18 protein-coding genes are annotated in these 24,004 nt (G+C 63.1%); 2 read left to right on the forward strand and 16 right to left on the reverse strand.

The window, feature by feature from the left end; all coding sequences use genetic code 11:
- Positions 1-9 precede the first annotated feature (9 nt).
- From ACF8MC_RS12175 to purL, 12 genes are all read right to left on the reverse strand, one after another.
- Positions 10-816, reverse strand: a complete 807-nt coding sequence (locus tag ACF8MC_RS12175; RefSeq protein ID WP_004941378.1) for an ABC transporter permease — start codon at positions 814-816, stop codon at positions 10-12.
- Positions 806-1,750, reverse strand: coding sequence for an ABC transporter permease (locus tag ACF8MC_RS12180; RefSeq protein ID WP_041036356.1), 945 nt, complete (start codon positions 1,748-1,750; stop codon positions 806-808). Before ACF8MC_RS12180 ends, ACF8MC_RS12175 begins: the two co-directional genes overlap by 11 nt.
- A gap of 1 nt (position 1,751) precedes the next feature.
- The gene (locus ACF8MC_RS12185) at positions 1,752-2,780 is read right to left on the reverse strand and encodes an ABC transporter ATP-binding protein (protein ID WP_041036357.1); all 1,029 of its coding nucleotides are present in this window, start codon (positions 2,778-2,780) and stop codon (positions 1,752-1,754) included.
- A gap of 53 nt (positions 2,781-2,833) precedes the next feature.
- Positions 2,834-3,988, reverse strand: a complete 1,155-nt coding sequence (gene ydcS, locus ACF8MC_RS12190; protein WP_033648931.1) for a putative ABC transporter substrate-binding protein YdcS — start codon at positions 3,986-3,988, stop codon at positions 2,834-2,836.
- Positions 3,989-4,061: 73 nt separating this feature from the next.
- Positions 4,062-5,525 carry a gamma-aminobutyraldehyde dehydrogenase gene (locus ACF8MC_RS12195; protein ID WP_041036359.1) on the reverse strand — a complete coding sequence of 488 codons (1,464 nt, stop codon included), beginning with the start codon at positions 5,523-5,525 and terminating at the stop codon, positions 4,062-4,064.
- Positions 5,526-5,640: 115 nt separating this feature from the next.
- A complete protein-coding gene (locus tag ACF8MC_RS12200; RefSeq protein WP_038874511.1) occupies positions 5,641-6,564 on the reverse strand; it encodes a LysR substrate-binding domain-containing protein in 924 nt (307 codons plus the stop codon).
- A gap of 400 nt (positions 6,565-6,964) precedes the next feature.
- On the reverse strand, positions 6,965-7,303 hold the full coding sequence (gene glnB / locus ACF8MC_RS12205) for a nitrogen regulatory protein P-II (protein ID WP_004847623.1): 339 nt from the start codon (positions 7,301-7,303) through the stop codon (positions 6,965-6,967).
- A gap of 11 nt (positions 7,304-7,314) precedes the next feature.
- Entirely contained in the window at positions 7,315-8,937 is a 1,623-nt protein-coding gene (locus ACF8MC_RS12210) for an NAD+ synthase (protein ID WP_025303930.1), read from the reverse strand.
- 129 nt (positions 8,938-9,066) lie between these two features.
- Positions 9,067-10,407, reverse strand: a complete 1,341-nt coding sequence (gene glrR, locus ACF8MC_RS12215) for a two-component system response regulator GlrR (RefSeq protein WP_033635613.1) — start codon at positions 10,405-10,407, stop codon at positions 9,067-9,069.
- Entirely contained in the window at positions 10,404-11,276 is an 873-nt protein-coding gene (gene qseG / locus ACF8MC_RS12220; protein ID WP_052475427.1) for a two-component system QseEF-associated lipoprotein QseG, read from the reverse strand. Before qseG ends, glrR begins: the two co-directional genes overlap by 4 nt.
- Before the next feature lie 3 nt (positions 11,277-11,279).
- Positions 11,280-12,716: a HAMP domain-containing sensor histidine kinase gene (locus tag ACF8MC_RS12225; protein ID WP_033635614.1), complete on the reverse strand. Its 1,437-nt coding sequence runs from the start codon at positions 12,714-12,716 to the stop codon at positions 11,280-11,282.
- A gap of 887 nt (positions 12,717-13,603) precedes the next feature.
- Positions 13,604-17,497, reverse strand: coding sequence for a phosphoribosylformylglycinamidine synthase (purL, locus tag ACF8MC_RS12230; RefSeq protein ID WP_204350888.1), 3,894 nt, complete (start codon positions 17,495-17,497; stop codon positions 13,604-13,606).
- A gap of 274 nt (positions 17,498-17,771) precedes the next feature.
- On the opposite strand from purL, the gene mltF reads away from it, so the two are divergent.
- Entirely contained in the window at positions 17,772-19,232 is a 1,461-nt protein-coding gene (gene mltF, locus ACF8MC_RS12235) for a membrane-bound lytic murein transglycosylase MltF (protein WP_164105188.1), read from the forward strand.
- Here mltF and tadA read toward each other — a convergent pair whose 3' ends face one another.
- Entirely contained in the window at positions 19,233-19,739 is a 507-nt protein-coding gene (gene tadA, locus ACF8MC_RS12240) for a tRNA adenosine(34) deaminase TadA (RefSeq protein WP_033648933.1), read from the reverse strand.
- 117 nt (positions 19,740-19,856) lie between these two features.
- Here tadA and ACF8MC_RS12245 point away from each other — a divergent pair, with 117 nt between their 5' ends.
- Entirely contained in the window at positions 19,857-20,921 is a 1,065-nt protein-coding gene (locus ACF8MC_RS12245; RefSeq protein ID WP_033654295.1) for a DUF2157 domain-containing protein, read from the forward strand.
- Between the two features lie 35 nt (positions 20,922-20,956).
- Here the strand turns inward: ACF8MC_RS12245 and yfhb are convergent, their stop codons facing one another.
- From yfhb to murQ, 3 genes are read right to left on the reverse strand one after another with little or no spacing between them, the layout of a single operon-like run.
- The gene (yfhb, locus tag ACF8MC_RS12250; RefSeq protein WP_049234852.1) at positions 20,957-21,613 is read right to left on the reverse strand and encodes a phosphatidylglycerophosphatase C; all 657 of its coding nucleotides are present in this window, start codon (positions 21,611-21,613) and stop codon (positions 20,957-20,959) included.
- A gap of 3 nt (positions 21,614-21,616) precedes the next feature.
- Entirely contained in the window at positions 21,617-22,984 is a 1,368-nt protein-coding gene (locus tag ACF8MC_RS12255; RefSeq protein ID WP_033635619.1) for a PTS transporter subunit EIIC, read from the reverse strand.
- Positions 22,985-23,002: 18 nt separating this feature from the next.
- Positions 23,003-23,896 carry an N-acetylmuramic acid 6-phosphate etherase gene (gene murQ, locus ACF8MC_RS12260; RefSeq protein ID WP_033648937.1) on the reverse strand — a complete coding sequence of 298 codons (894 nt, stop codon included), beginning with the start codon at positions 23,894-23,896 and terminating at the stop codon, positions 23,003-23,005.
- Positions 23,897-24,004: the final 108 nt, after the last annotated feature.

Below are 24,004 nucleotides of genomic sequence, written 5' to 3' on the forward strand. Positions count from 1 at the left end.
GTAAGGAAATTATTTGCCGCTGCCGGCGACGCTTTCCCCACCTTTGGTCAGGTAGTAAGCGCCGAGGATCGGCAGCATGGTCAACAGCATTACCGACAGCGCCACCACGTTGGTGATCGGCACATCGCGCGGGCGACCGAGCTGGTTCAGCAGCCACAGCGGCAGCGTGCGCTCGTGGCCGGCGGTAAAGGTGGTCACGATGATTTCATCGAAAGACAGCGCGAACGCCAGCATGCCCCCGGCCAGCAGCGCCGAGCCGAGGTTCGGCAAGATCACGTAACGGAAGGTTTGCCAGCCGTCGGCGCCGAGATCCATCGACGCTTCGATCAGGCTGTACGAGGTGCGGCGGAACCGGGCGATGACGTTGTTGAACACGATCACCACGCAGAACGTCGCATGGCCGACGACGATAGTCAGGATGCCCGGCTCGATGTTCAGCGCCTTGAACGCCGCCAGCAGCGCCAGACCGGTGACGATCCCCGGCAGCGCGATCGGCAGCAGCAACAGCAGCGAAATGCTGTCCTTGCCGAAGAAATCGCGCCGATACAGCGCCGCCGCCGCCAAGGTGCCGAGCACCAGCGCGATGGCGGTCGCCAGGCAGGCGATCTGCGCCGACAGCAGCACCGCATCGAGGATATCCTGCCGCCCGGCGGCAACGTTGAACCAGTGCAGCGTGAACCCCTTCGGCGGGAAGCTGAAAGCGGCATCCTCGGTGTTGAAGGCGTAGATGGCGATGATCGCCAACGGGAAATGCAGGAAGACAAGTCCGCCCCAGGCGGCCAGCTTCAGCCCTAAGGGCGCGCGTTCAGAGTGCATCGAAAGCCCCCAGACGTTTGACGATGGAAAGGTAGATGGCGATCAGGACGATCGGTACCAGCGTAAAGGCCGCGGCCATCGGCATATTGCCGATCGCGCCCTGCTGGGCGTAGACCATGCTGCCGATGAAATAGCCCGGCGGCCCCACCAGCTGCGGCACGATAAAGTCGCCCAGCGTCAGCGAGAAGGTGAAGATCGACCCGGCGGCGATGCCCGGCACCGCCAGCGGCAAAATGACGTGGCGGAAGGTCTGCGCCGGTCGGGCGCCCAGATCCGCCGAGGCGTGCAGCAGCGAAGGCGGCAGGCGCTCCAACGCCGCCTGGATCGGCAGGATCATGAACGGCAGCCAGATATAGACGAACACCAGAAAACGCCCCAGCCCCGAGGTCGACAGCGTGTTGCCGCCGATGCCGGGCACCGTCAGCAGCGAAGCCAACAGCGGCTCCAGCCCCAAGTGCTGCAGGAACCACTGCGCCACGCCGTCTTTCGCCAGCAGCAGGGTCCAGGCATAGGCTTTAACGATATAGCTGGCCCACATCGGCATCATCACCGCGATGTAAAAGAACGCCTTGACGCGGCCGCTGGTGTAGCGCGCCATGTAATAGGCGATCGGGAACGCCAGCACCGCGCTGGCCAGCGACACCAGCACCGCCATGGTCAGCGTGCGCAGGATGATGTCGTAGTTGGCCGGGTTGAACAGCGCCGCCAGGTTGGCGAAGGTCAGATCCGGCGTCACCGCCATGGTGAAATCGTCGAAGGTGTAAAACCCTTGCCACAGCAGCGTCAGCAGCGAACCGAGGTACACCGCGCCGAACCACAGCAGCGGCGGCACCAGCAGCAAAAGCAGATACAGCGTCGGCCGGCGATAGAGCCAGGTCGACAGCGCGCGCACGGTGCCGCCGCGCGCCGAGGGGGAATCGATGCTCATGTCCATCTCACCTCTCCTCCAGCAGCGGCACCATCGCCGCGCGCGGCCAGCAGGCGACGATCGGCTGGCCGATCTGCCGCTGTTGCCCTTCGGCGAGCCACTGCGGATTGGCCTGGCTGACCAGCAGCTTTTCGCCGCCGTTCAGCGCGATTTCATACCGCGTGGCCGCGCCCTGGTAATGGATTTCCTGCAGCGTGCCCTGCACCTGGATCTCGTCCTGCGCCGCGCCGCCCTGCTCCAGCAGGCGGATATGCTCCGGCCGGATCGAGAAGATTCGGCTTTCGCCGAGCAGGCGCTGCGCCAGCTCGCTGCGCACCACGTTGGAGGTGCCGACAAATTCGGCGACGAACGGCGTCTTAGGCCGCATGTAAAGCTCGCGCGGCGTATCCACCTGTTCGATGCGGCCGTTATTGAACACCGCCACCCGATCGGACATCGACAGCGCTTCGCTTTGATCGTGGGTGACAAAGATAAAGGTGATGCCCAGCTGGCGCTGCAGCTTCTTCAGCTCGCCCTGCATCTGCTCGCGCAGCTTGAGATCCAGCGCGCCGAGCGGTTCGTCCAGCAGCAGCACCCGCGGCCGATTGACCAGCGCGCGCGCCAACGCCACGCGCTGCCGCTGGCCGCCCGACAGGTGCGCCGGTTTGCGTTCGGCAACGAAACCGAGCGCCACGCTCTCCAGCGCCTCTTGCGCCCGCGCCAGCCGCTCGCGTTTGGCGACGCCCTTCACCATCAGGCCGTAGGCGACGTTTTCCAGCACCGACATGTGCGGGAACAGCGCGTAATCCTGAAACACCGTATTCACGTCGCGCTGGTACGGCGGCAGGTTGGCGGCTTCCTGGCCGTGGATGCGAATCGAGCCGGAAGTGAGCTGTTCAAAGCCGGCGATCAGGCGCAGGCAGGTGGTTTTGCCCGAGCCGGACGGCCCGAGCATGGAGAAGAATTCCCCGTCCTGAATGTCGATAGATACCCGATCCACGGCGCGAACATCGCCGAAAGTCCGCGAAACATCGATGAATTGCACGGCAATGGTCATTTTCTGTGCTCCATACTGATGTAATTCGGGCGCAGCGGGCTGCGCCCCGCGGCTTAGCGGCCGCCCATGATGGCGATGTAATCCTGGGTCCAGCGGCTGTACGGCACGAACTTGCCGCCCTGCGCCTGCGGCGTTTTCCAGAAGGCGATTTTGTCGAACTGGTTGAAACCGTTGGTTTCGCAGCCCTTCTCACCCAGCAGCGCGCTGGCCTTGCAGCCCGCCGGCGAAGCCGGCACCGACCCGAACCAGGCCGCCACGTCGCCCTGCACCTTCGGCTCCAGCGACCAGTTCATCCACTGGTAGGCGCAGCTCGGGTGCTTGGCGTCGGCATGCAGCATGGTGGTGTCCGCCCAGCCGGTCACGCCCTCTTTCGGGAACACGGTGGCGATCGGCTGCCCCTCGCCCTTCAGGGCGTTGGCCTGATACGGCCAGGCGCTGGAGGCCACCACGCCTTCGTTTTTAAAGTCGCTCATCTGCACCGAGGTGTCGTGCCAGTAGCGGTGGATCAGCGCGTGCTGGCTGCGCAGCAGCTTCAGCGCCGCCTGATACTGCTCTTCGTTGAGCTGGTATGGATCGCTGATGCCGAGCTGCGGCTGGGTGGCCTTCAGGAACAGCGCCGCGTCGGCGATGTAGATCGGGCCGTCGTAAGCCTGCACCCGGCCCTGGTTGCTCTTGCCGTCCGGCAGGTTCTGCTGCTGGAAGATCACCGCCCAGCTGTCCGGCGGCGTCGGGAAGGTTTTGGTGTTGTACATCAGCAGGTTCGGCCCCCACTGGTACGGCGTGCCGTAGGTTTTGCCGTCCACGGTGTACCAGGCGCCGTTCAGCAGGCGCGGATCGATGTTCTTCCAGTTCGGGATCAGCGCGGTGTTGATCGGCTGCACCCGCTTGCCGAAGATCAGGCGCAGCGAGGCGTCGCCGGAGGCGGTCACCAGATCGTAGCCGCCCTTGGCCATCAGGCTGACCATTTCATCAGAGGTGGCGGCGGTCTTCACGTTCACCGCACAGCCGGTTTGCTTCTCAAACTGGGTGACCCAGTCGTAGTTTTTGTCGGACTGGCCGCGTTCGATGTAGCCGGGCCAGGCGATGATATCCAGCCGGCCTTCGCCTTTGCCCAGCGTCTGCGGCAGATCGGCCGCCTGGGCCAGGCCGCACAGCACGGTAAGACAGAGCGCGGAGACGGTGGTGGTGACTGCGGTAGTTTTTCCCATCGTAATTACCCCTGTGTTGCTTATCGGTATGCGGCAGGGAACGGCTGCCGCCTGATTTTTCTTGATATAACCGTTAGAAGCCGGCTTTGAACTTCGCCATTACGTGCCTGACAACGCTGTAATCCTGCAGCGAATCGCTGGACAGATCCTTGCCGTAGCCGGAGCGTTTCAGGCCGCCGTGCGGCATCTCGCTCGCCAAGGTGAAATGGGTGTTGATCCAGGTGCTGCCATACTGCAGATGGGCGGCGATGTGCAGCGCCCGATCGATATTTTGCGTCCACACCGACGAAGCCAGCCCGTATTCCGAGTCGTTGGCCCACGCCACCGCCTGCTCCAGGTGTTCGAAGCGCGTGACGCTGACCACCGGGCCAAACACCTCGCGCTGCACGATTTCGTCGCTTTGCAGGCAGCCCGCCAGCAGGGTCGGCTGGTAATAGAACCCCGGCCCGGAGTGGGCCGCGGCGCCGGTGATCAATTCGATATGCGGTTGGCTGAGCGCTCGCTCGACGAAGCTGGCGACGCGATCGCGCTGGCGGGCACTGATTAACGGGCCGATTTCGTTGTCCTGATCGCGCTTGCGGGCGAAGCGCAGGCTGGCGACCGCCTCGCCCAGCGCGTCCACCAGCTTGGGATAGATGCCCGCCTGCGCGTAGATGCGGCAGGCGGCGGTGCAGTCCTGGCCGGCGTTGTAATAGCCATAGGTGCGAATGCCGTTGACCACTTCGTCGAGATCGGCGTCGTCACAGACGATCACCGGCGCCTTGCCCCCCAGTTCCAGGTGGGTGCGCTTGACGCTTTTGGCCGCCGCCTGAAGAATTTTTTGCCCGGTGACGATATCGCCGGTGACCGATACCAGCCGCACCTGCGGGTGCCCCACCAGCTGGCTGCCGACCCCTTCCCCGCCGCCGTAGACGATATTCAGCACGCCCGGCGGCAGGATCTCCTGCAGCGCCGGCACCAGCGCCAGAATGGTCAGCGGCGTATGTTCGGAGGGTTTGAACACCACGGTATTGCCCGCCGCCAGCGCCGGCGCGATCTTCCACGCCGCCATCATCAGCGGATAGTTCCAGGGGGCGATCGAGGCCACCACGCCGATCGGATCGCGGCGGATCATCGAGGTGTGGCCCGGCACATACTCGCCGGCCAGCTGCCCTTGCTGCGTGCGCACCGCGCCGGCGAAGAAGCGGAACACATCGACCGCCGCCGGCAGATCGTCATTGAGCGCCTGATGCAGCGGTTTGCCGCAGTTGAGGGCTTCCAGCTGCGCCAGCTGCGGCGCCTGCCGCTCAATGGCGTCGGCGATGCGCAGCAACAGGGCGGCGCGCTGGGCCGGCGTGGTGCGCGACCAGTGACCAAACGCCTGCTGCGCGGCTTTCACCGCGCTGCCGACCTGCGCCGAAGAGGCTTCGGTCAGGACGATCAGCGTCTCGCCGTTGGCCGGATTGACGATGCATTCCTGCTGGCCTTCGCCGTCGACCATCTGACCGTTAATGAACTGCTGACAGGACAAACCTGAGAGAACCTGCACATCTGCCATCGCCTGACGCCCCTAAGTGACAAAAACGTTAACCAAATGTGAATAAGTTAGTTTTAATCAGCCTAAGCGAGCCTCTGGCGGGCAACAAATTCTAAATACTGAACGCCGCGTTCGATTAAATCGAATGCTTAAGCCCGGCGGCATGTTTGCTGCCGTTCTCGCGCGCGATGGTAAGGAACGGCGTCACCAGCTCCGGCCGCGCGCTGCCGCGCCGCCACGCCAGCCCGATATCCAGCGGCTCCAGCAGATCGTCCAGCTTGCGCGCTTCGATCATGTTGCCCTCGAGCGACCAGGCGCGGTACGCCATATCCGGCTGGATGGAGACCCCCATCCCCGCCGCCACCAGGCTGCGCACCGCCTCGGTCGAGGCGGTCTTCATGGCGATCTCCGGCTTCAGCCCGGCGCGCGACCAGATGCGCCGCGCGTGCACGTCCATTTCATCGGCGTTGAGCTGGATCAGCGGCTGTTTGGCCACGTCCGCCAGGCTGATACTCTCGTGCTCCAGCAGCGGGTGCAGCGGCGGCAACCACAGGCGATACGGCGAGTGCATCAGCACCTCGGTCTGCAGCGCGTCGCGGTCTTCGATGTTCGACAGGATCAGCACGCCGATGTCGATCTCGCCGCTGACCAACAGATGCTCGATATACGGGCGCTCGTCTTCAACCACCTGCACGGTGACGTTGGGATAGGCCGATTTAAAGCGCGTGAGCAGCTCCACCAGGAAGTAGCCGGCCACCAGGCTGGTGACGCCGACGGTCAGCTTGCCGGTCAGGCTTTCGGTGCCGATCTGCAGGCTGCGCTTGGCGTTGTCCACCGTCGCCAGGATCAGATACGACTGGCGCAGAAACTGGTGCCCCTGATGGGTCAGCGTCATGCCCTTGGCGTGGCGATCGAACAGCCGCACGCCGATCTCGGTTTCCAACTGCTGGATCGCCAGCGTCAGCGAAGACTGGGAGACAAACACCGCCTGGGCGCCGGCGGAGATCGACCCGGTTTCCGCCACCGCGATAAAGTGGCGGATTTGGCGTAACGTCATCATCCCCATCGCCTTTCAAGCCGCTGCGTTGTTGTCTGCGTGCGCTTACCCCAGTCACTTACTTGAGTAAGCTCCTGGGGATGCACGCCCTTGCCGCCTAGCCGCAACTTGAAATTCATTGGGGATCACCTCAATCAAGATTGTTAGATTGATTGTAGATCCCGCAAAAAAAGCGATCGGGCAAAGTATCAAAAACGCGATAGCGTTCGCTTTTTTAGAATGCTAATGGTGAAAATAACCAGAATTGTGGAGAGGTCGGGAGATGTTCACTGAGGTGTGGGACGTAGCGAGCGCCGGCCAGATTGGGCACGGCCAGCGCGCAGGGCCCGGAGCGTACACGCAGTACGTGAGGAGACCGAGCACTGCCCAGGCTCAAGCTGGCGGTGCTCGGTAGACGATCACATTAAATCGCTTCTTCGTCCTGCTCGCCGGTACGAATGCGCACCACGCGCGCCACGTCGAAGACGAAGATTTTGCCGTCGCCGATCTTGCCGGTCTGTGCGGTCTGCATGATGGTTTCCACGCAGGTGTCGACGATGTCGTCGGCAACCACGATCTCGATCTTCACCTTGGGCAGAAAGTCGACCATGTACTCGGCGCCGCGGTACAGCTCGGTGTGGCCCTTCTGGCGGCCGAAGCCTTTCACTTCGGTGACCGTCATGCCGGTGATGCCCACTTCGGCCAGCGCTTCGCGGACGTCATCCAGTTTGAACGGCTTGATAATCGCGTCGATCTTTTTCATCTTCTTTCCTTTTACCAATTTTTGCGGCCAAAACCGGATGTGATGGGGTAGCGGCGGTCTTTGCCGAAGTTACGGGCGGTGATACGCGGCCCGACGGCGGCCTGACGCCGCTTGTATTCGTTGATGTCCACCAGGCGGATCACCTTGCGCACGATCGCTTCGTCGAACCCTTCGGCCACCAGATCGGCAACCGATTTGTCGCGCTCAACGTAGCCTTCCAGGATCGCGTCCAGGATATCGTATGGCGGCAGGCTGTCCTGATCGACCTGATCCGGCGCCAGCTCAGCGGACGGCGGACGATCGATCACCCGCTGCGGGATCACGTAGGAGACGGTGTTGCGGTATTCGGACAGCTTGAACACCAGCGTTTTCGGCACGTCTTTCAACACGTCGAAACCGCCGGCCATATCGCCGTACAGCGTGGCGTATCCCACCGCCATTTCGCTCTTGTTGCCGGTGGTCAGCACGATGCTGCGGCGTTTGTTGGACAGCGCCATCAGCACCACCCCGCGGCAACGCGCCTGCAGGTTTTCTTCGGTGGTGTCGCGCTCGGTGCCGGCGAACATCGGCGACAGCTGGCCCATAAAGGCGTCGAACATCGGTTCGATGGAGACGATATCGAACTCCACGCCGAGGATTTCCGCCTCTTCCTTGGCGTCGGCGATGCTGATATCCGCGGTATAGCGGAACGGCATCATCAGCGCCTGCACCTTGTCTTTGCCCAGCGCATCCACGGCGATCGCCAGCGTCAGCGCCGAGTCGATGCCGCCGGACAGGCCCAGCACCGCGCCTTTAAAGCCGTTTTTGGTCACGTAGTCGCGCACCGCCAACACCAGCGCCTGGTACACCTGCGCCAGCTGCGGCAGCTCGGCGGCCGGATCGGCCATCGGCACCACGGCCAGCTCGTTGAATTCCAGGCGGGTCACCTGCTCGTCGAAGGCCGCCAGACGGTGGGTCATGGTGCCGGCGGCGTCGAAGACCTTGGAACAGCCGTCGAAGATCAGCTCATCCTGGCCGCCGACCTGATTGAGGTACACCAGCGGCAGCTGGGTGCGCTGGCAGTGGCCGGCCATCAGGGTTTTGCGGATATACGGCTTTTCGCGGTTATACGGCGAGGCGTTGATCGACAGGATAATTTCCGCGCCGGCCGCCTTGGCGGCGTCGATCGGCTCAGGGAACCACAGATCTTCGCAAATCAGCAGACCCAGACGGTAGCCTTTCAGCTCCACCACGCAGGTGTCGTTGCCGGCGTGGAAATAGCGCTTCTCATCGAACACGCCGTAGTTCGGCAGCTGCTGCTTGAAGTAGCGGGTCAGCAGGCGGCCTTCGGCAAACAGCGACAGCGCGTTATACAGCTTGTCGCCTTCGCGCCACGGGTGGCCGACCAGGATCGCCGTCTCGGCGGAGGCCTGCTGCAGGCGCAGCAGTTGCGCGTCGCAGCGCTGATAGAAGTCATTGCGATACAGCAGATCTTCCGGCGGGTAGCCGGACAGCGCCAGTTCGCTGAACATGACCAGATCGGCTCCCGCCTTCTGCTGCTCCTGCACGATTTGCAACATGCGTTCGGTGTTGCCTTCAATGTCGCCGACCAGCAGGTTCAGCTGGGCCAGGGCGATGGAAAGTGATCTGCTCATTTGTGTACGATCCCGCTTAATACGTTCCATGGTGCTCTTCGCCGGGCGCGCCGCGGCAAAGAGAACGGAGTGTAAATCATTCCGCCGGATTTGTTGAGAACCTGCGTGGCAGGCACCGGCGGCAAACTGTCATTCTTTAAAATCGTTGGCGTCCAGCTCGTGGCGCGACAGCAATTTGTAAAACTCGGTGCGGTTGCGGCCCGCCATGCGCGCGGCCTGGGTCACGTTGCCCTTGGTGATCTGCAGCAGCTTGCGCAGGTAATGCAATTCGAACTGGTTGCGCGCTTCGGCGAAGGTCGGCAGCGCGGTGTTTTCCCCTTCCAGCGCCTGCTCCACCAGCGCTTCGCCGATCACCGGCGCCGAGGTCAGCGCCACGCACTGCTCGATGACGTTGACCAGCTGGCGCACGTTGCCCGGCCAGCTGGCGGTCATCAGCCGCTTCATGGCGTCGGTCGAGAAGCTGCGCACGAACGGCTTGTGCCGCTGGGCCGCTTCGCGCAACAGGTGGTTGGCCAGCAGCGGGATATCTTCGGCGCGTTCGTTCAGCGCCGGGATCTTCAGGTTCACCACGTTGAGGCGATAGTAGAGATCTTCGCGGAACTCGTTCTTCGCCATCGCCTTTTGCAGATCGCGGTGGGTGGCGGAGATGATGCGCACGTCAATGTCCAGATCGCGGTTGCTGCCCAGCGGCCGCACCTTGCGCTCCTGCAGCACGCGCAGCAACTTCACCTGCAGCGACAGCGGCATATCGCCGATCTCGTCGAGGAACAGCGTGCCGCCCGCCGCCGCCTGGAACAGCCCTTCGCGGCTGCTGACCGCGCCGGTAAAGGCGCCCTTGGCGTGGCCGAACAGTTCGGACTCCAGCAGCTGCTCCGGCAGCGCGCCGCAGTTGATGGCGATGAACGCCTTGCCGGCGCGCGGGCTGGCGGCGTGGATCGCCTGCGCCACCACCTCTTTGCCGGTGCCGCTCTGGCCGTTGATCAAGACGCTGACGTCGGACTGCGCCACCATTTTCACCTGCTCCAGCAGGCGCAGCATCAGCGGGCTGCGGGTGACGATATCTTCGCGCCAGGCGTCGTCGCCGGCCGGGGTGGCCGACAGCGCGAGCGCTTCGTCGATCGCCTTGTACAGCGCATCGCGATCCACCGGTTTGGTCAGGAAGCTGAACACCCCCTGCTGGGTGGCGGCCACCGCATCGGGAATCGAACCGTGCGCGGTGAGAATGATCACCGGCATGCCCGGCTGATGCTTTTGGATCTCGGCGAACAGCGCCATGCCGTCCATCTCGTCCATACGCAGATCGCTGATCACCAGATCGATCTGTTCGCGCGCCAGCAGGCGCAGCGCTTCCTGGCCGCTTTCGGCGGTGGTGACGTGAAAACCTTCGCTGGTCAGACGCATGCCCAGCAGCTTCAGCAGGCTGGGATCGTCGTCAACCAAGAGCAGGTTGGCCGGTTTGCGTGCGGTCATTGCGCGTGAGACTCCTTATTGGCAGGGGGCGGCGTATAGGTGTCTTCCGGTTCAACCGGCAGCGCGGTGCCCTTTTCCGGTTCGTCCTGCGGCTCCGCCCCTTTGGCGGCCGCGCCGTTTTTACCGGCGGCTTCGCCCTTTTGCGAGCCTGTGTTGTTTTCCGGGATTTCCCCTTGCAGCTGCTTGCGCGAAGAGAGCTGGCGCTCGATGTCGGTCAGGTTTTCCAGCTTGCGCGAGGTGTCCTGCAGCTGCGATTGCAAACGCGCCTGGTTCTGGCGCAGCGAATCGATCTGGCTGTCGCTGCTCTCCTGCAGATGCTGATAGCGCGCTTTTTCATCGAACAGCGTGATCTGCAGCATCTGCTGCTGGCGCCACAGCTGCGTCAGCGGCCGCAACGAGCCGGGGAACTCCATTCGGTAGCTGTTGATCCTGTCAATCATCTGGCGGCGCTCGCCGGAGGTCGGCTGCGCGCTGCCCAACAGGATGCTCTGTTTGAAAACGCCGGACCAGCTGTCGCCAGGCACCGTTTTCGCCAGCGCGCGCGCCTGGGTCGACCCGATGCGATCGGCGCAGTCCATCGCGCGCAGCCAGTAGAGCGCGTTATCCAGCGCGTCCTTGTCGTCCAACTGCCACAGGGTATCGCAAGCCGCGGTGCGGTAATCGATCACCTTGGTATCCGGGATCGCCTCTTGCTGCTGAGCGTTCAGGCCGCCGCTGACGGCGCGATCGACGCAGCCCGCCAGCAACAGCGGCATAAAGAAGACGGCGCCCAACCAGCCGATCGGGCGTTTGCCGAGCGGCGTCCTGTGCGTGGCACGCGGTGAACCTTCGGTCTGTGAAAGACGAAGGCGCTTAGACCATGTGTACATTATTTATTCATTCTCGGCGGTTAACGGCAATTCAATGCGGAAGCAGACGTCTGCACCGGCGACCGTCGCCAGTTGCAGCTCACCGCGCATGCGACGGATACAGTCCTGAGCGATGCTCAACCCCAGTCCGCTTCCTTTTACCGCCCCTTTTCGCTGGTGACTACCCTGGAAAAAAGGCTCGAAAATCATGGCTCTTTCAGCCTCGGGGATCGGCGTGCCGGTATTGGCGACGTCGATTTGCACCCGTTGTCCAACCTGACGGCTGCGGATCCAAATGTTACCGGATTCCTTGCCGTAGTGCACCGCATTGGAATAGAGATTATCCAGCACGCGCATTAATAGCGTAGGCTCTGCCCAGCAGATTTCCGCCTCCAGCGCAATTTCGGTGGAAATCATCTTCGCCCGCGCCGGCAAACTGTGCGCGGCGACCACCAAATCGACCATTTCGCGCAGCTCGACGTTCTCATGTGCCGCCGGGCCATCGGCCAGTTTGCGGTTGTAATCCAGCAGCTGTTCAATCAGCTGCTGCAGATGGCGGCTGCTGTTGTCGAGGATCGTCACCACCTCTTTCTGATCGGAAGTCAGCGGCCCCGCCACCTCGTCGGCCAGCAGCTCGGTGCCTTCGCGCATGCTGGCCAGCGGCGTTTTCAGCTCGTGCGAGATATGGCGCAAGAACTCGTGGCGCTGCGATTCCAGCCACGCCAGCCGCTCGCTCAGCCAGATAATGCGTTGCGCCAGGGAACGCAGCTCGCGCGGCCCTTTGAACGACGCGGTGCTGCCCAGCGCGCGCCCTTCCCCCAGACGGTTGATCATCCGCTCCACGGCCTTGACCGGCCCGATGATCATGCGGGTAAACAGCACCACCAGCAGCACGCTGACCAGGAACAGCAGCAGCGCCTGCCAGCCGAAGAACTGGCCGCGCTCGGCGATGGCCTGCTGCAGCTGCTGGCCGCGCGAGAACACCACCGCGCGCGTGGCCTGCACCATTTCGGCGTTGGAGCGCGAGAACGACTCGAGCAAGGCGGAAGCCTCTTGATCCGGCCCGCTGTTATGGCATTTGATCGCCGCCAGCTGGGTCAGCAGCTGGCGCAACGTTTGATAATAGCGCTCGTCCGGCAGAATCGGCGCATGGGCGTCCAGCATCTGCGAATACTGCTTGCGCTGGTTCTGATACAGCTTTTGCAGCGTGGGATCGACCAGCACGCAGTACTGACGATAGCTGCGCTCCATCTCCAGCGCCACGCTGGTCATCGCCTCGCTGCGCCGCGCGTCCACCAGCGTGGTGCGGTTGATGTCCGCCGCCTGCGCGCTGAGGTGATCCAGGCTCTGGTAGGCCTGATAGGCCAGCACCAGCAGCGGCAGCAGCACCAACAGGAAGGCCAGCAGCACCAATTGCCGCAGCGAACGGGGGAATAAACGCCATCTTTTCAACGAAATCATCTCATTCTCTCAGCTCTGTCACGATGCTAACTGACTCGCCGGAAAGAGAAAAGCCCGGCAAGGGAGAATCCTGAACGCGCAAGGAAAAAGCCGCGGGATCGGTGAACCGCGCCCATAGGCCTGGCCTGCCGACGGCATGCGACCCCGGCAACATCAACCGGTGCGAAAACGAGAGTGTGGGGATAGCGTCTGCGTTCGAGGGCATAGGCAACGCAACAGGGATAAGCGCAGCGTTGAGAATTGACATCGGGGCAAGAAACTTGCCCCAACGCAAGGAAAGTGTGGATGCCCTTAAACCTCGTCCCCAGGGTGATGTAGCGCAGCGGCTGGCATCGAACAGGACGAATAGCATCCGTAAGTATCCAGGATTGATGAACCCTTCATCACAGTTGGATACAGGCGGTGCCTCACTCCACGTGTCGCCCGATGCTTGATAAAGCCGCTTGCACGGTCTGTTATCGGTTTGGTTGGACGATAGGCACCATTTCTTTGGCATCATTCGGAGGCTTATGAGGCGATTTGCCGTCTAATTACGGCGCCGTCATAAAAAGGTGAATGAGCAGCCGCCGAGAATAATGCACGTTACGTGCCAACTTTGCAATAAAAATAATAACCAAATGATTTTATTAAAAAATAAGATTATATCAGCAAATTTCTTTGTGCATCACGCCCCGATGAGCGATGAAAAAAACGCCGCGCTGTCGCCAAATGCAGACAACTAAAGCCAAACCCATTTACCATTAATAAAATCAAATGGTTAAATGTCTCCATTTAGCGACAGGAAAAATAGCGTCTGTCGCAAAATGCAGACACTGCCGCCAGACGGCGAACGCCGGCCATAAAAAAGGGCGCAATTGCTTGCACCCTCTGTACGGCGGTGGCCGTTTTTAGCCCAGCTGCTTACGGGCGTTGCGGAACATGCGCATCCACGGGCTGTCCTCGCCCCACTCTTCCGGGTGCCAGGAGTTGCTGACGGTGCGGAACACGCGTTCCGGGTGCGGCATCATCACCGTGGCGCGCCCGTTGGCGCTGGTCACGGCGGTAATGCCGTTCGGCGAACCGTTCGGGTTGGCCGGGTAAGTTTCCGTCACCTGACCGGCGTTGTTGACGAAACGCAGCGCCACCAGGCCGTGGCTTTCCAGCGCGGCCAGATGCGCCGCATCGCGCACTTCAACATGCCCCTCGCCGTGGGAAACGGCGATCGGCATGCGCGAACCGGTCATGCCCTGCAGGAACAGCGACGGGCTGGCCGCCACTTCCACCAGGCTGAAACGCGCCTCGAAGCGATCCGACAGGTTGCGCACAAAGCGCGGCCAGTGTTCGGCGCCCGGGATCAGCTCGCGCAGGTTGGACATCATCTGACAGCCATTGCACACGCCCAGCGCCAGCGTCTGCGGACGGTGGAAGAACGCTTCGAACTCGTCGCGCACCCGCTCGTTGAACAGGATAGACTTCGCCCAGCCTTCGCCGGCGCCCAGTACGTCGCCGTAAGAGAAGCCACCGCAGGCCACCAGCGTGTGGAAGTCCTGCAGATCGCGGCGCCCCGCCAGCAGATCGCTCATGTGCACGTCCACCGCATCAAAGCCGGCGCGGTGGAACGCCGCCGCCATTTCAACGTGGGAGTTCACCCCCTGCTCACGCAGCACCGCCACTTTCGGGCGAGCGCCCTTGGCGATATACGGCGCGGCGATGTCTTCCTGCGGTGCGAAGGTCAGCTTCACGTTCAGGCCGGGATCTTGTTCATCCTGCTTGGCCTGATGTTCCTGATCGGCGCACGCCGGGTTGTCGCGCAGGCGCTGCATCTGCCAGGTGGTTTCCGCCCACCAGGTGCGCAGTGTATTGCGGCTTTCGCTGTACAGCGCCTTGCCGTGTTGGGTGATGACGAAACGATCGCCGGCCTGCACGCTGCCGATGTGATGCACATTGTCGGTCAGACCGTGCTGAGCGAACGCCTGCTTCACGTCATCGAGACGTTCGGCGCTCACCTGGATCACCGCGCCCAGCTCTTCGTTGAACAGCACCGCCAGCGCTTCATCGCCGAGGCCGTCAAGGTTGACGTCCACGCCGCAGTGACCGGCGAAGGCCATCTCCGCCAGCGTCACCAGCAGGCCGCCGTCGGCGCGGTCGTGGTAAGCCAACAGCGCTTGATCGGCCACCAGCTGCTGCATGGCGTTGAAGAAGCCCGCCAGCTGCGCAACGTTGCGCACGTCGGCCGGTTTGTCACCCAGTTGGCGATAAACCTGCGCCAGCGCGGTGGCACCCAGCGCGTTATGGCCGTTGCCCAGATCGATCAACAGCAGCGCGCTGTCGCCCTTATCGGTGCGCAGCTGCGGCGTCACGGTGTGGCGCACGTCCTCCACGCGGGCGAAGGCGGTGATGACCAGCGACAGCGGCGAGGTCATTTCACGCTGTTCGTTGCCTTCCTGCCAGCGGGTCTTCATCGACATGGAGTCTTTACCCACCGGGATAGTGATGCCCAGCGCCGGGCACAGTTCTTCGCCCACCGCTTTTACCGCTTCGTACAGGCCGGCGTCTTCGCCCGGGTGGCCGGCGGCGGCCATCCAGTTGGCGGACAGCTTCACGCGCTTCAGGCTACCGATCTCTGTGGCGGCCAGGTTGGTCAGCGCTTCCCCGACCGCCAGGCGGCCGGAGGCGGCGAAGTCCAGCAGCGCCACCGGCGCGCGTTCACCGAGCGACATCGCTTCGCCGTAATAGCTGTCCAGGCTGGCGGTGGTGACCGCGCAGTCGGCCACCGGGATCTGCCACGGGCCGACCATTTGGTCGCGCGCCACCATGCCGGTAACGGTGCGGTCGCCGATGGTGATCAGGAAGGTTTTCTCCGCCACGGCCGGCAGATGCAGCACGCGTTTCACCGCGTCGGCCAGCGTGATGTTCTCGCGCTGCACCGCCTCGCCGCTCGCCTGCAGGCGGGTGACGTCGCGGGTCATTTTCGGCGTTTTGCCGAGCAGTACGTCCAGCGGCATGTCGATCGGCTGGTTGTCGAAGTGGCGGTCGTTGAGCGTCAGATGCTGTTCTTCGGTCGCTTCGCCGATCACCGCATAAGGCGCGCGCTCGCGGCGGCAGATCTCGTCGAACTGCGCCATCTGCGCCGGGGCGATCGCCATCACGTAACGTTCCTGCGATTCGTTGCACCACACTTCCAGCGGGCTCATGCCCGGCTCGTCGTTGAGAATATCGCGCAGCTCGAAGCGGCCGCCGCGGCCGCCGTCGCTCACCAGCTCCGGCATGGCGTTGGACAGGCCGCCGGCGCCGACGTCATGGATAAACAGGATCGGGTTCTGATCGCCCAGCTGCCAGCAGCGGTCGATCACTTCCTGACAGCGGCGCTCCATTTCCGGGTTGTCGCGCTGCACCGAAGCGAAGTCCAGATCGGCGTCGGACTGGCCGGACGCCATCGACGACGCCGCGCCGCCGCCCAGGCCGATATTCATCGCCGGGCCGCCCAACACCACCAGCTTGGCGCCGACGGTGATTTCCCCTTTCTGCACGTGATCGGCACGGATGTTGCCGATGCCGCCCGCCAGCATGATCGGTTTGTGGTAGCCGCGCAGCTCAACGCCGTTGTGGCTGTTGACGCGCTCTTCATAGGTACGGAAGTAGCCCAGCAGCGCCGGACGACCGAATTCGTTGTTGAACGCCGCGCCGCCCAGCGGGCCTTCGGTCATGATATCCAGCGCGGTGACGATGCGTTCCGGCTTGCCGAAATCCTGTTCCCACGGCTGTTCAAAGCCGGGAATACGCAGGTTGGACACCGAGAAGCCCACCAGGCCGGCCTTCGGCTTGGCGCCGCGGCCGGTAGCCCCCTCGTCGCGGATCTCGCCGCCGGAGCCGGTCGCGGCGCCCGGCCACGGCGAGATCGCCGTCGGGTGGTTGTGGGTTTCCACCTTCATCAGAATGTGCGCGTCTTCCTGATGGTAATCGTAGGTGCCGGTCTCCGGCGCGGCGAAGAAGCGGCCGACCTGCGAGCCTTCCATCACGGCGGCGTTGTCTTTATACGCCGACAGCACATAGTCCGGCGTCTGCTCATAGGTGTTTTTGATCATTTTGAACAGCGATTTAGGCTGCTGTTCGCCGTCGATGATCCAGTCGGCGTTGAAAATCTTGTGGCGGCAGTGCTCGGAGTTGGCCTGCGCGAACATATAAAGTTCGATATCCGTCGGGTTGCGCCCCAAACCGGTAAAGGCATTCAGCAGGTAGTCGATCTCGTCCTGCGCCAGCGCCAGGCCGAGCCGGACGTTGGCCTGCTCCAGCGCGGCGCGCCCTGCGCCCAGCACGTCGACCGACTGATACGGCGCCGGCTGATGGTGCGCGAACAGCTGTTCGGCCTGTTGCAGTTCGCTGAAGACGGTTTCCATCATGCGATCGTGCAGCAGCGCGGCGAGCTGCCGCCACTGGGTTTCCGTCAGCTCGGGCGCCTTGACGTAGAACGCCAGGCCGCGCTCCAGGCGCACGACCTGCTGCAGACCGCAGTTGCGGGCGATGTCGGTGGCTTTGGAAGACCAGGGAGAAATGGTGCCCGGACGCGGCGTAACCAGCAGCAACCGGCCTTCGGGGGCGTGTTCGGCGAGAGAAGGACCGTACTTGAGCAGCCGCTGAAGCTTGGCGTGTTCTTCGGCACTGAGCGGTGCGCTAACATCGGCAAAGTGGACGTACTCGGCGTAGATATCACTGACGGGCAGGTGAGCGTCCTGGCAGCGGGACAGCAGTTTGGTAATGCGAAAAGCCGATAAAGCGGGCGAACCACGCAGAATTTCCATAATCAAAGTTCTCTCGTCTTCGAAGCGACGGATAAGACGCTTCATTGGGCGCAACAGGGGAAAACGCGCGTCATTATAGAGAATCCTCGCCGCCGACGAAACCGTTTGCGTAGGGATAATTGATAAAAGCGTGCCGCACCGTCGAATTGTCATAACGTGTCAATAAAGTTGCACACTGGCGTTTTGTTGCGCAAAATGCCCCCGCACTGGTGATTTAACCATGAGAAAAGTCGCGGTTATCGTCGCCGGCGTACCTGTGCCACCACTGGATAACTATTTGAAACGTCTTAAAATAAACTACATCCTCATCGGCGTTGTCACCCTGCTTCTGGCTCTAGCGCTGTGGCCCAATATCACCTGGCGCAGCGGCCAGGGCGGGCAACTCCAGGAGATCATTTCCCGCGGCGAGTTGCGTATCAGCACGCTGAACTCCCCGCTGACCTATTTCAACACCAAGCAAGGGCCGGGTGGGCTCGACTACGAACTGGCGAAGCGCTTCGCCAACTACCTCGGGGTGAAGCTGGTGGTGATCCCCCATCAGAACATCAATGACCTGTTCGACGATCTGGACGACGACGACGCCGACCTGCTGGCGGCGGGTCTGATCTACAACCAGGAGCGCCTCAGCCGCGCGCGCACCGGCCCGGCCTACTACTCCGTTTCTCAACAGCTGGTGTACCGGCTGGGCACCCCGCGGCCGAAAAGTTTCGCCGACATTAAAGGCAAGCTGGCGGTCACTTCCGGTTCCGCGCACGTCAGCACCCTCAAGCAGCTCAAACAGGATAAATACCCGGATCTCGCCTGGGAGTCCTCCAGCGATCTCACCTCCAAAGAGCTGCTGGAGCGAGTGGCCGACGGCAAGCTGGACTACACCCTCGGCGATTCGGTGACCATCGCGCTGCTGCAGCGCATCCATCCGCAGCTGGCGGTGGCGTTCGACGTCACCGACGAAGAGCCGGTCACCTGGTATCTGAAACGCGACGGCGACGACAGCCTGTACGCGGCGATGCTGGACTTCTACAGCCAGATGGTGGACGACGGCACCCTGGCGCGGCTCGAAGAGAAATACCTCGGCCACGTCGGCAGCTTCGACTATGTGGACACCAAAACCTTCCTGTCGGCCATCGACTCGGTGCTGCCCAACTTCCGCCCGCTGTTCGAGAAGCACGCCAACGAGATCGACTGGAAGCTGCTGGCGGCCATCGCCTATCAGGAATCGCACTGGAATCCGCAGGCCACCTCACCCACCGGCGTGCGCGGCCTGATGATGCTGACCCGCGCCACCGCCGACGGCCTCGGGGTCAACGACCGCCTCGATCCGGAAGAGAGCATTCAGGGCGGCGCCCTTTACCTGCAGCGGCTGATGGCCAAGGTGCCGGACAGCGTGCCGGAAGACGAGCGCATCTGGTTCTCGCTGGCGGCCTACAACATGGGCTGGGGCCACATGCTGGACGCGCGCAAGCTGACCAAGGCGCAAAAAGGCAACCCGGACAGCTGGGTCGACGTCAAACAGCGCCTGCCGATGCTCAGCCAGAAGCGCTACTACCCGCAGCTGACCTACGGCTATGCGCGCGGGCGTGAAGCCTACAACTATGTGGAAAACATTCGCCGCTACCAGGTCAGCCTGGTGGGCTATCTGCAGGAAAAAGAGAGAAAGGCGGCGCAAGCGGCCGCCGAGCAGGAGGCGTTGGGGAAAGGCTACCCGACGGTGATGCCGGAACTGGCGCTCAACTACTGATTATTCCGGCTTATCCGCCGCCCGCTGCGCCAGCCTGAGCGCTTTTTTCTGTTCGCGGCGCAGGCGGAAGAAATTGCTCAGGGTGGCGGCGCACTCCTCCGCCAGCACGCCCGAGACGATCTCCACCTGATGGTTCATGCCCGGATGGCGCAAAATGTCCACCAGCGAACCGGCCGCGCCGGTTTTCTCGTCGGCGGCGCCATACACCAACCGGCGGATGCGGCTGTGCACCATCGCCCCGGCGCACATCACGCAGGGCTCCAGCGTGACGTACAGCGTGGCGTTCAGCAGACGGTAGTTTTGCAGCACCGCGCCGCCCTGGCGCAGCGCCATGATCTCGGCGTGTGCGGTAGGATCGTGTCGGCCGATCGGGCGGTTCCAGCCCTCGCCGATGACCTGATTGTCCAGCACCAGCAGCGCCCCCACCGGCACCTCGCCCTCTTCCTGCGCGCGCAGGGCCAGCTGCAATGCCTGACGCATCCAGTACTCATCGTTATATTCAGTCATCGCATAATTCCTCGTGCGCTTTTGCGGCGGGCATTATACACACTAGCCCTCCTTTGTCGTAGCCGCCCGCCAATGGCTATACTGGCCGAATCAGCGTGTGATTCAGGGACAAGAAGCATGAAACTCAGTAAAAAGAACGCCGTCGTGGTGCGCAAGGCGCTGGACGGCTGGGTGGGAGAAGGCGCCTTGACGCCCGCACAACGGCAGCAGCTGCTGCAGCATGTGGCCGTGCAGCCTTTCGACTGGCGGCGGCTGGCGCGCTATGCGTTTCTCGCCGCGCTGGCCTCGCTGCTGATCGCCGTCACCAGCCTGTTCGCCGACAGCGAACTGCTTGCATGGCTCAGCGGACTGTTCCGCTTCGACGCGCCGGTACGCATGGCGATCGCCGGCGTACTGGCGGCGCTGGCCTACGTCTGGGCGCTGCGTCGCCGCCGGCGCCACCCGGAAAAACGCTACGGCAATGAGGCGGCGCTGTTTGTCGCCGTGTTGCTTACCGCCTGCGCCTTATGGCAACTGGGGGTCTGGCTGGATAACGGCAGCGGCCGGGTTTCCGTGCTGCTGCTGTTCGCCGCGCTGCTGTACGGCACGATCGGCTGGTTCAGCCGCTCCGGGCTGGTGTGGTGGTTCGCCCTGCTGTCGCTCGGCAATGCCTTCGGCGCCGAGACCGGCTACCTGTCCGGCTGGGGCGCCTACTGGCTCGGCATGAGCTACCCGATTCGTTTTATCGCCTTTGGCGCGGTGCTGATCGCCGCCGCGCTGCTGCTGCGGCCGCTGTTGGCGCAACGCGGCCTGCAGCGGGTGTCGCTGGCGATGGGCCTGCTGTATCTGTTTATCGCCCTGTGGCTGCTGTCTATCTTCGGCAACTACGGCGACCTCGACAGCTGGTACCGCGCGCGCCAGATCGAGCTGTTCCACTGGAGCCTGCTGTTCGGGCTGGCCGCCCTCGCCGCCATTTGGCTGGGATTGAAGCATGACGACGCCATGCTGCGCGGCTTCGGGCTGACCTTCCTCGGCATTAATCTGTATACCCGCCTGTTCGAGTTTTTCTGGGACAGCATGCCGAAGACGATTTTTTTCGCACTGCTCGGCCTGAGCCTGTGGGCGTTGGGGCATTATGCGGAGAAAATTTGGCAGTTGGGGCGCCAGCCGCACGACGTGACCGACGACCGATCGCGGTACTGATAAAAACAGCAAGGGCGGAATCCTCCGCCCTTGGCTTATTCCAGCTGCTGCAGCTCGCCCTGCTTACTTACCCGCCAGCGGTGCTCGCAAAAGAACAGCAGCGGATTATCCTGCTTGCTGTCGCTGTAACCGCTGTACAGCTTTAGCGGCGCGCCGAGCCGCTGCTCCAGCTGCACCACTTTTTGCGTCCCCAGGCAGCGCAGAGTCAAGACCCAACCGCCGCAGCGGCGCGTGATGCGGCTGCCGATCAACCGCACGCGCGGCAGAAACGCCGAGTCGCGATACACCTGCTCCACCAGCCGTTCCGGCGAGCCGGTGATCAGCCACACTTCGGCATCGTGCTCGTCCAGATACTGCCGCAGCCGCATTTGCACCACCGGAAACGCGGTCACCTTCTGGCGGAAGGCCTCGATAAACTGCCGCTCCAGCGCCTTGAGCTTCGCTTCGGAGCGCCCGAAGGTAATCGCCCACAGCAGCAGGCTCATCGGCCAACGCGCGGCGCGCCCCAGCAGCAGCAGCGCCAGGCCGATCGGCGGCAGCACCGGTATCACCAGCAGCAGGTTCAGCGGCAAACGGCGCAGCAGAAAGCGCAAGAAACTGCCGAACATATCCTCCTGATGCAGGGTGCCGTCCAGATCGAAAAAGACCACGCGGCGCCCCTCTGCGGCCGGTTGTTGCTGCTTGTCGCTCAAACGCTACTCCTCGGGATCGTTGAACCCCATCATCCAGGTGAAGAGAAAACCGGCGATAATCGTAATCAGCATCCCCGCCAGATACAACATCACCTTACCTGAGACGATGGTCAACGCCAAAGGCAGCCCCGAAATGCCGAAGGTGATTACCGTCGCCACCTTCCAGTAGCTGATCAGCGCGCCGCCGACCGCCCCGCCGAGGCAGGCGCCGATAAACGGCCGCCCCAGCGGCAACGTCACCCCGAAGATCAGCGGCTCGCCGATGCCGAGAATGCCGACCGGCAACGCCCCTTTGATCACCTTCTTCAGCCGCGCGTTGCGGGTCTTCAACAGCACCGCCAGCGCCGCCCCCACCTGCCCGACGCCGGCCATCGCCAGGATCGGCAGCAGCGGGTTGGAACCGTGCGCCTGCACCAGCTCGACGTGGATCGGCACCAGCCCCTGATGCAGGCCGGAGAGCACCAGCGGCAGGAACAGCCCCGAGAGCAGCGCCCCCACCAGCAGCCCGCCCTTGTCGATCGCCAGATTGGCGCCGTGGGCGATGGCGTCGGAGATAATGCCGCCGATCGGCTGCAGAATCAGGATCGCCAGCGAGGCGGTGACCAGCGTGGTCAGCAATGGGTTAAGGATCAGCTCGACCGATTCCGGCAACAGCGTGCGCAGGCGTTTCTCCACCCAGCACATCAACGCCACCACCAGCAGCACGGCGATCACCCCGCCGCGCCCCGGCTGCAGCGCCTCGCCGAACAAGGTGATCTGCGCCAGCGCCGGGCTGGAGAGAATGCCCGCCATCACGCCGCCCATCGCCTGGGAGCCGCCGAACACCCGCGCGGCGTTGACCCCGACCAAAATGTTCATGATGGCGAACACCGCGCTGCCGAAGATCGCCAGCAACCCCAGCACGTTCGGGTAGTCCACCGCCAGTTGGCCGGCGATGTCGGGCCGTTTCAGCAGGTTGATGATGCCGGTGATCAGGCCCGAGGCGATAAACGCCGGGATCAGCGGAATAAAGACATCAGCCAGCTTTTTCAGCGCACCGCTCATCGGCGCAGCGTATTTTTGCTTGGCCTGCGCCTTGGTGCGGGCCGCGTCACCGACGGCGACGGCAGGCTGCGCGCTACCGCTCAGCAATGCGCGCATGGCGTCCACCACCTTGGCGGCGGCGCCCGGGCCAACGATAAACTGATGCTGCTCACCCTGTTTGATATAGCCCTTCACGCCGGACAGCTGCTTGAGAGCGGCCAGATCCAGACGCTGTTCGTCGCTGACCTCGACGCGTACCCGCGTCATGCAGTTCTCCAGTTTGAGGATATTGCCCTCGCCCCCCACGCCCGCCAGGATCTGTGTCGCCAATGCCGTTGTCTTGTCCATCGCCGCCCCCACCGTGAGTTAACGCGCCAGCGCCGCGCGCAGGTAGCCGTCGTGCCGCTGCAGCCGCTGCTGCGCCTCTTCGGCGCTGACGCCGGCCAGAATCATCAGGATCGCCGGCTTGACCTCGAAGCCGGTCTGTGCCAGCGCCGCCTCGGCCTGAGCGCGTTCGGCGCCGGTGGCCTCCACCACGATGCGGCAGGCGCGATCCACCAGTTTGACGTTGGTGGCCTTCACGTCCACCATCAGGTTCTGATAGACCTTGCCCAGCTTGACCATCGCGCCGGTCGACAGCATGTTGAGCACCAGCTTCTGCGCGGTGCCGGATTTCAGGCGCGTCGAACCGGTCAGCGCCTCCGGCCCCACCACCGGTGAAATCGCCACCTGCGCTTCGTGCGCGATCGGCGAATCCGGGTTGCAGGAGATGGCCGCCGTCGGGCAGCCCAGCCCGCGCGCATAGCGCAGTGCGCCGATCACATAAGGCGTGCGCCCTGAGGCCGCCAACCCCACCACCATATCGACGGCGGTCAGATTCAGCGCCCGGAGATCGGCTTCGCCCAGGGCTTCGTCGTCTTCCGCCCCCTCCACCGCCTTGAGCAACGCGCCCGGCCCGCCGGCGATCAAGCCCACCACCACGCCGTGCGGCACGCCGAAGGTCGGCGGGCACTCGGAGGCATCCAACACCCCCAATCGGCCGCTGGTGCCGGCGCCCAAATAAATCAGCCGGCCGCCGGCCTTCAACGCCGCCGCGGCCAAATCGACCGCCTGCGCGATCGCCGGCAGCACTTTTTCGATCGCCTCCGGCACCTTGCGGTCTTCCTGGTTAAAGCAGCGGACCATCTCCAGCGTCGACATCTCATCCAGCCCCATGGTGGCCGGATTGCGGGTTTCCGATACCAGTGCGCCTAAGTTCATCTGTTCACCTTTGAATTTTTAATTCACAAAATTAAATCAATATTTGAATATTTTATTCAACAAAGCGAGCGCTATTTGCTATTTTAACGACGAGCTCACAAAAATTTT

The sequence above is a fragment of the Serratia sp. LACPHL-BACT-2024-00286 genome (assembly GCF_043109535.1).
GTDB lineage: Bacteria > Pseudomonadota > Gammaproteobacteria > Enterobacterales > Enterobacteriaceae > Serratia > Serratia sarumanii.

What these genes read in the sequence shown, in the direction of transcription:
- ACF8MC_RS12180 (WP_041036356.1), bottom strand. Translation starts at nt 1,750, where the DNA reads ATGGACATGAGCATCGATTCCCCCTCGGCGCGCGGCGGCACCGTGCGC.
- ACF8MC_RS12225 (WP_033635614.1), bottom strand. Translation starts at nt 12,716, where the DNA reads ATGATTTCGTTGAAAAGATGGCGTTTATTCCCCCGTTCGCTGCGGCAA.
- tadA (WP_033648933.1), bottom strand. Translation starts at nt 19,739, where the DNA reads ATGACTGAATATAACGATGAGTACTGGATGCGTCAGGCATTGCAGCTG.
- ACF8MC_RS12175 (WP_004941378.1), bottom strand. Translation starts at nt 816, where the DNA reads ATGCACTCTGAACGCGCGCCCTTAGGGCTGAAGCTGGCCGCCTGGGGC.
- glrR (WP_033635613.1), bottom strand. Translation starts at nt 10,407, where the DNA reads ATGACCGCACGCAAACCGGCCAACCTGCTCTTGGTTGACGACGATCCC.
- ACF8MC_RS12255 (WP_033635619.1), bottom strand. Translation starts at nt 22,984, where the DNA reads ATGGACAAGACAACGGCATTGGCGACACAGATCCTGGCGGGCGTGGGG.
- ACF8MC_RS12195 (WP_041036359.1), bottom strand. Translation starts at nt 5,525, where the DNA reads ATGGCAGATGTGCAGGTTCTCTCAGGTTTGTCCTGTCAGCAGTTCATT.
- ACF8MC_RS12245 (WP_033654295.1), top strand. Translation starts at nt 19,857, where the DNA reads ATGAAACTCAGTAAAAAGAACGCCGTCGTGGTGCGCAAGGCGCTGGAC.
- ACF8MC_RS12210 (WP_025303930.1), bottom strand. Translation starts at nt 8,937, where the DNA reads ATGAGCAGATCACTTTCCATCGCCCTGGCCCAGCTGAACCTGCTGGTC.
- glnB (WP_004847623.1), bottom strand. Translation starts at nt 7,303, where the DNA reads ATGAAAAAGATCGACGCGATTATCAAGCCGTTCAAACTGGATGACGTC.
- murQ (WP_033648937.1), bottom strand. Translation starts at nt 23,896, where the DNA reads ATGAACTTAGGCGCACTGGTATCGGAAACCCGCAATCCGGCCACCATG.
- qseG (WP_052475427.1), bottom strand. Translation starts at nt 11,276, where the DNA reads ATGTACACATGGTCTAAGCGCCTTCGTCTTTCACAGACCGAAGGTTCA.
- ACF8MC_RS12200 (WP_038874511.1), bottom strand. Translation starts at nt 6,564, where the DNA reads ATGATGACGTTACGCCAAATCCGCCACTTTATCGCGGTGGCGGAAACC.
- ACF8MC_RS12185 (WP_041036357.1), bottom strand. Translation starts at nt 2,780, where the DNA reads ATGACCATTGCCGTGCAATTCATCGATGTTTCGCGGACTTTCGGCGAT.
- ydcS (WP_033648931.1), bottom strand. Translation starts at nt 3,988, where the DNA reads ATGGGAAAAACTACCGCAGTCACCACCACCGTCTCCGCGCTCTGTCTT.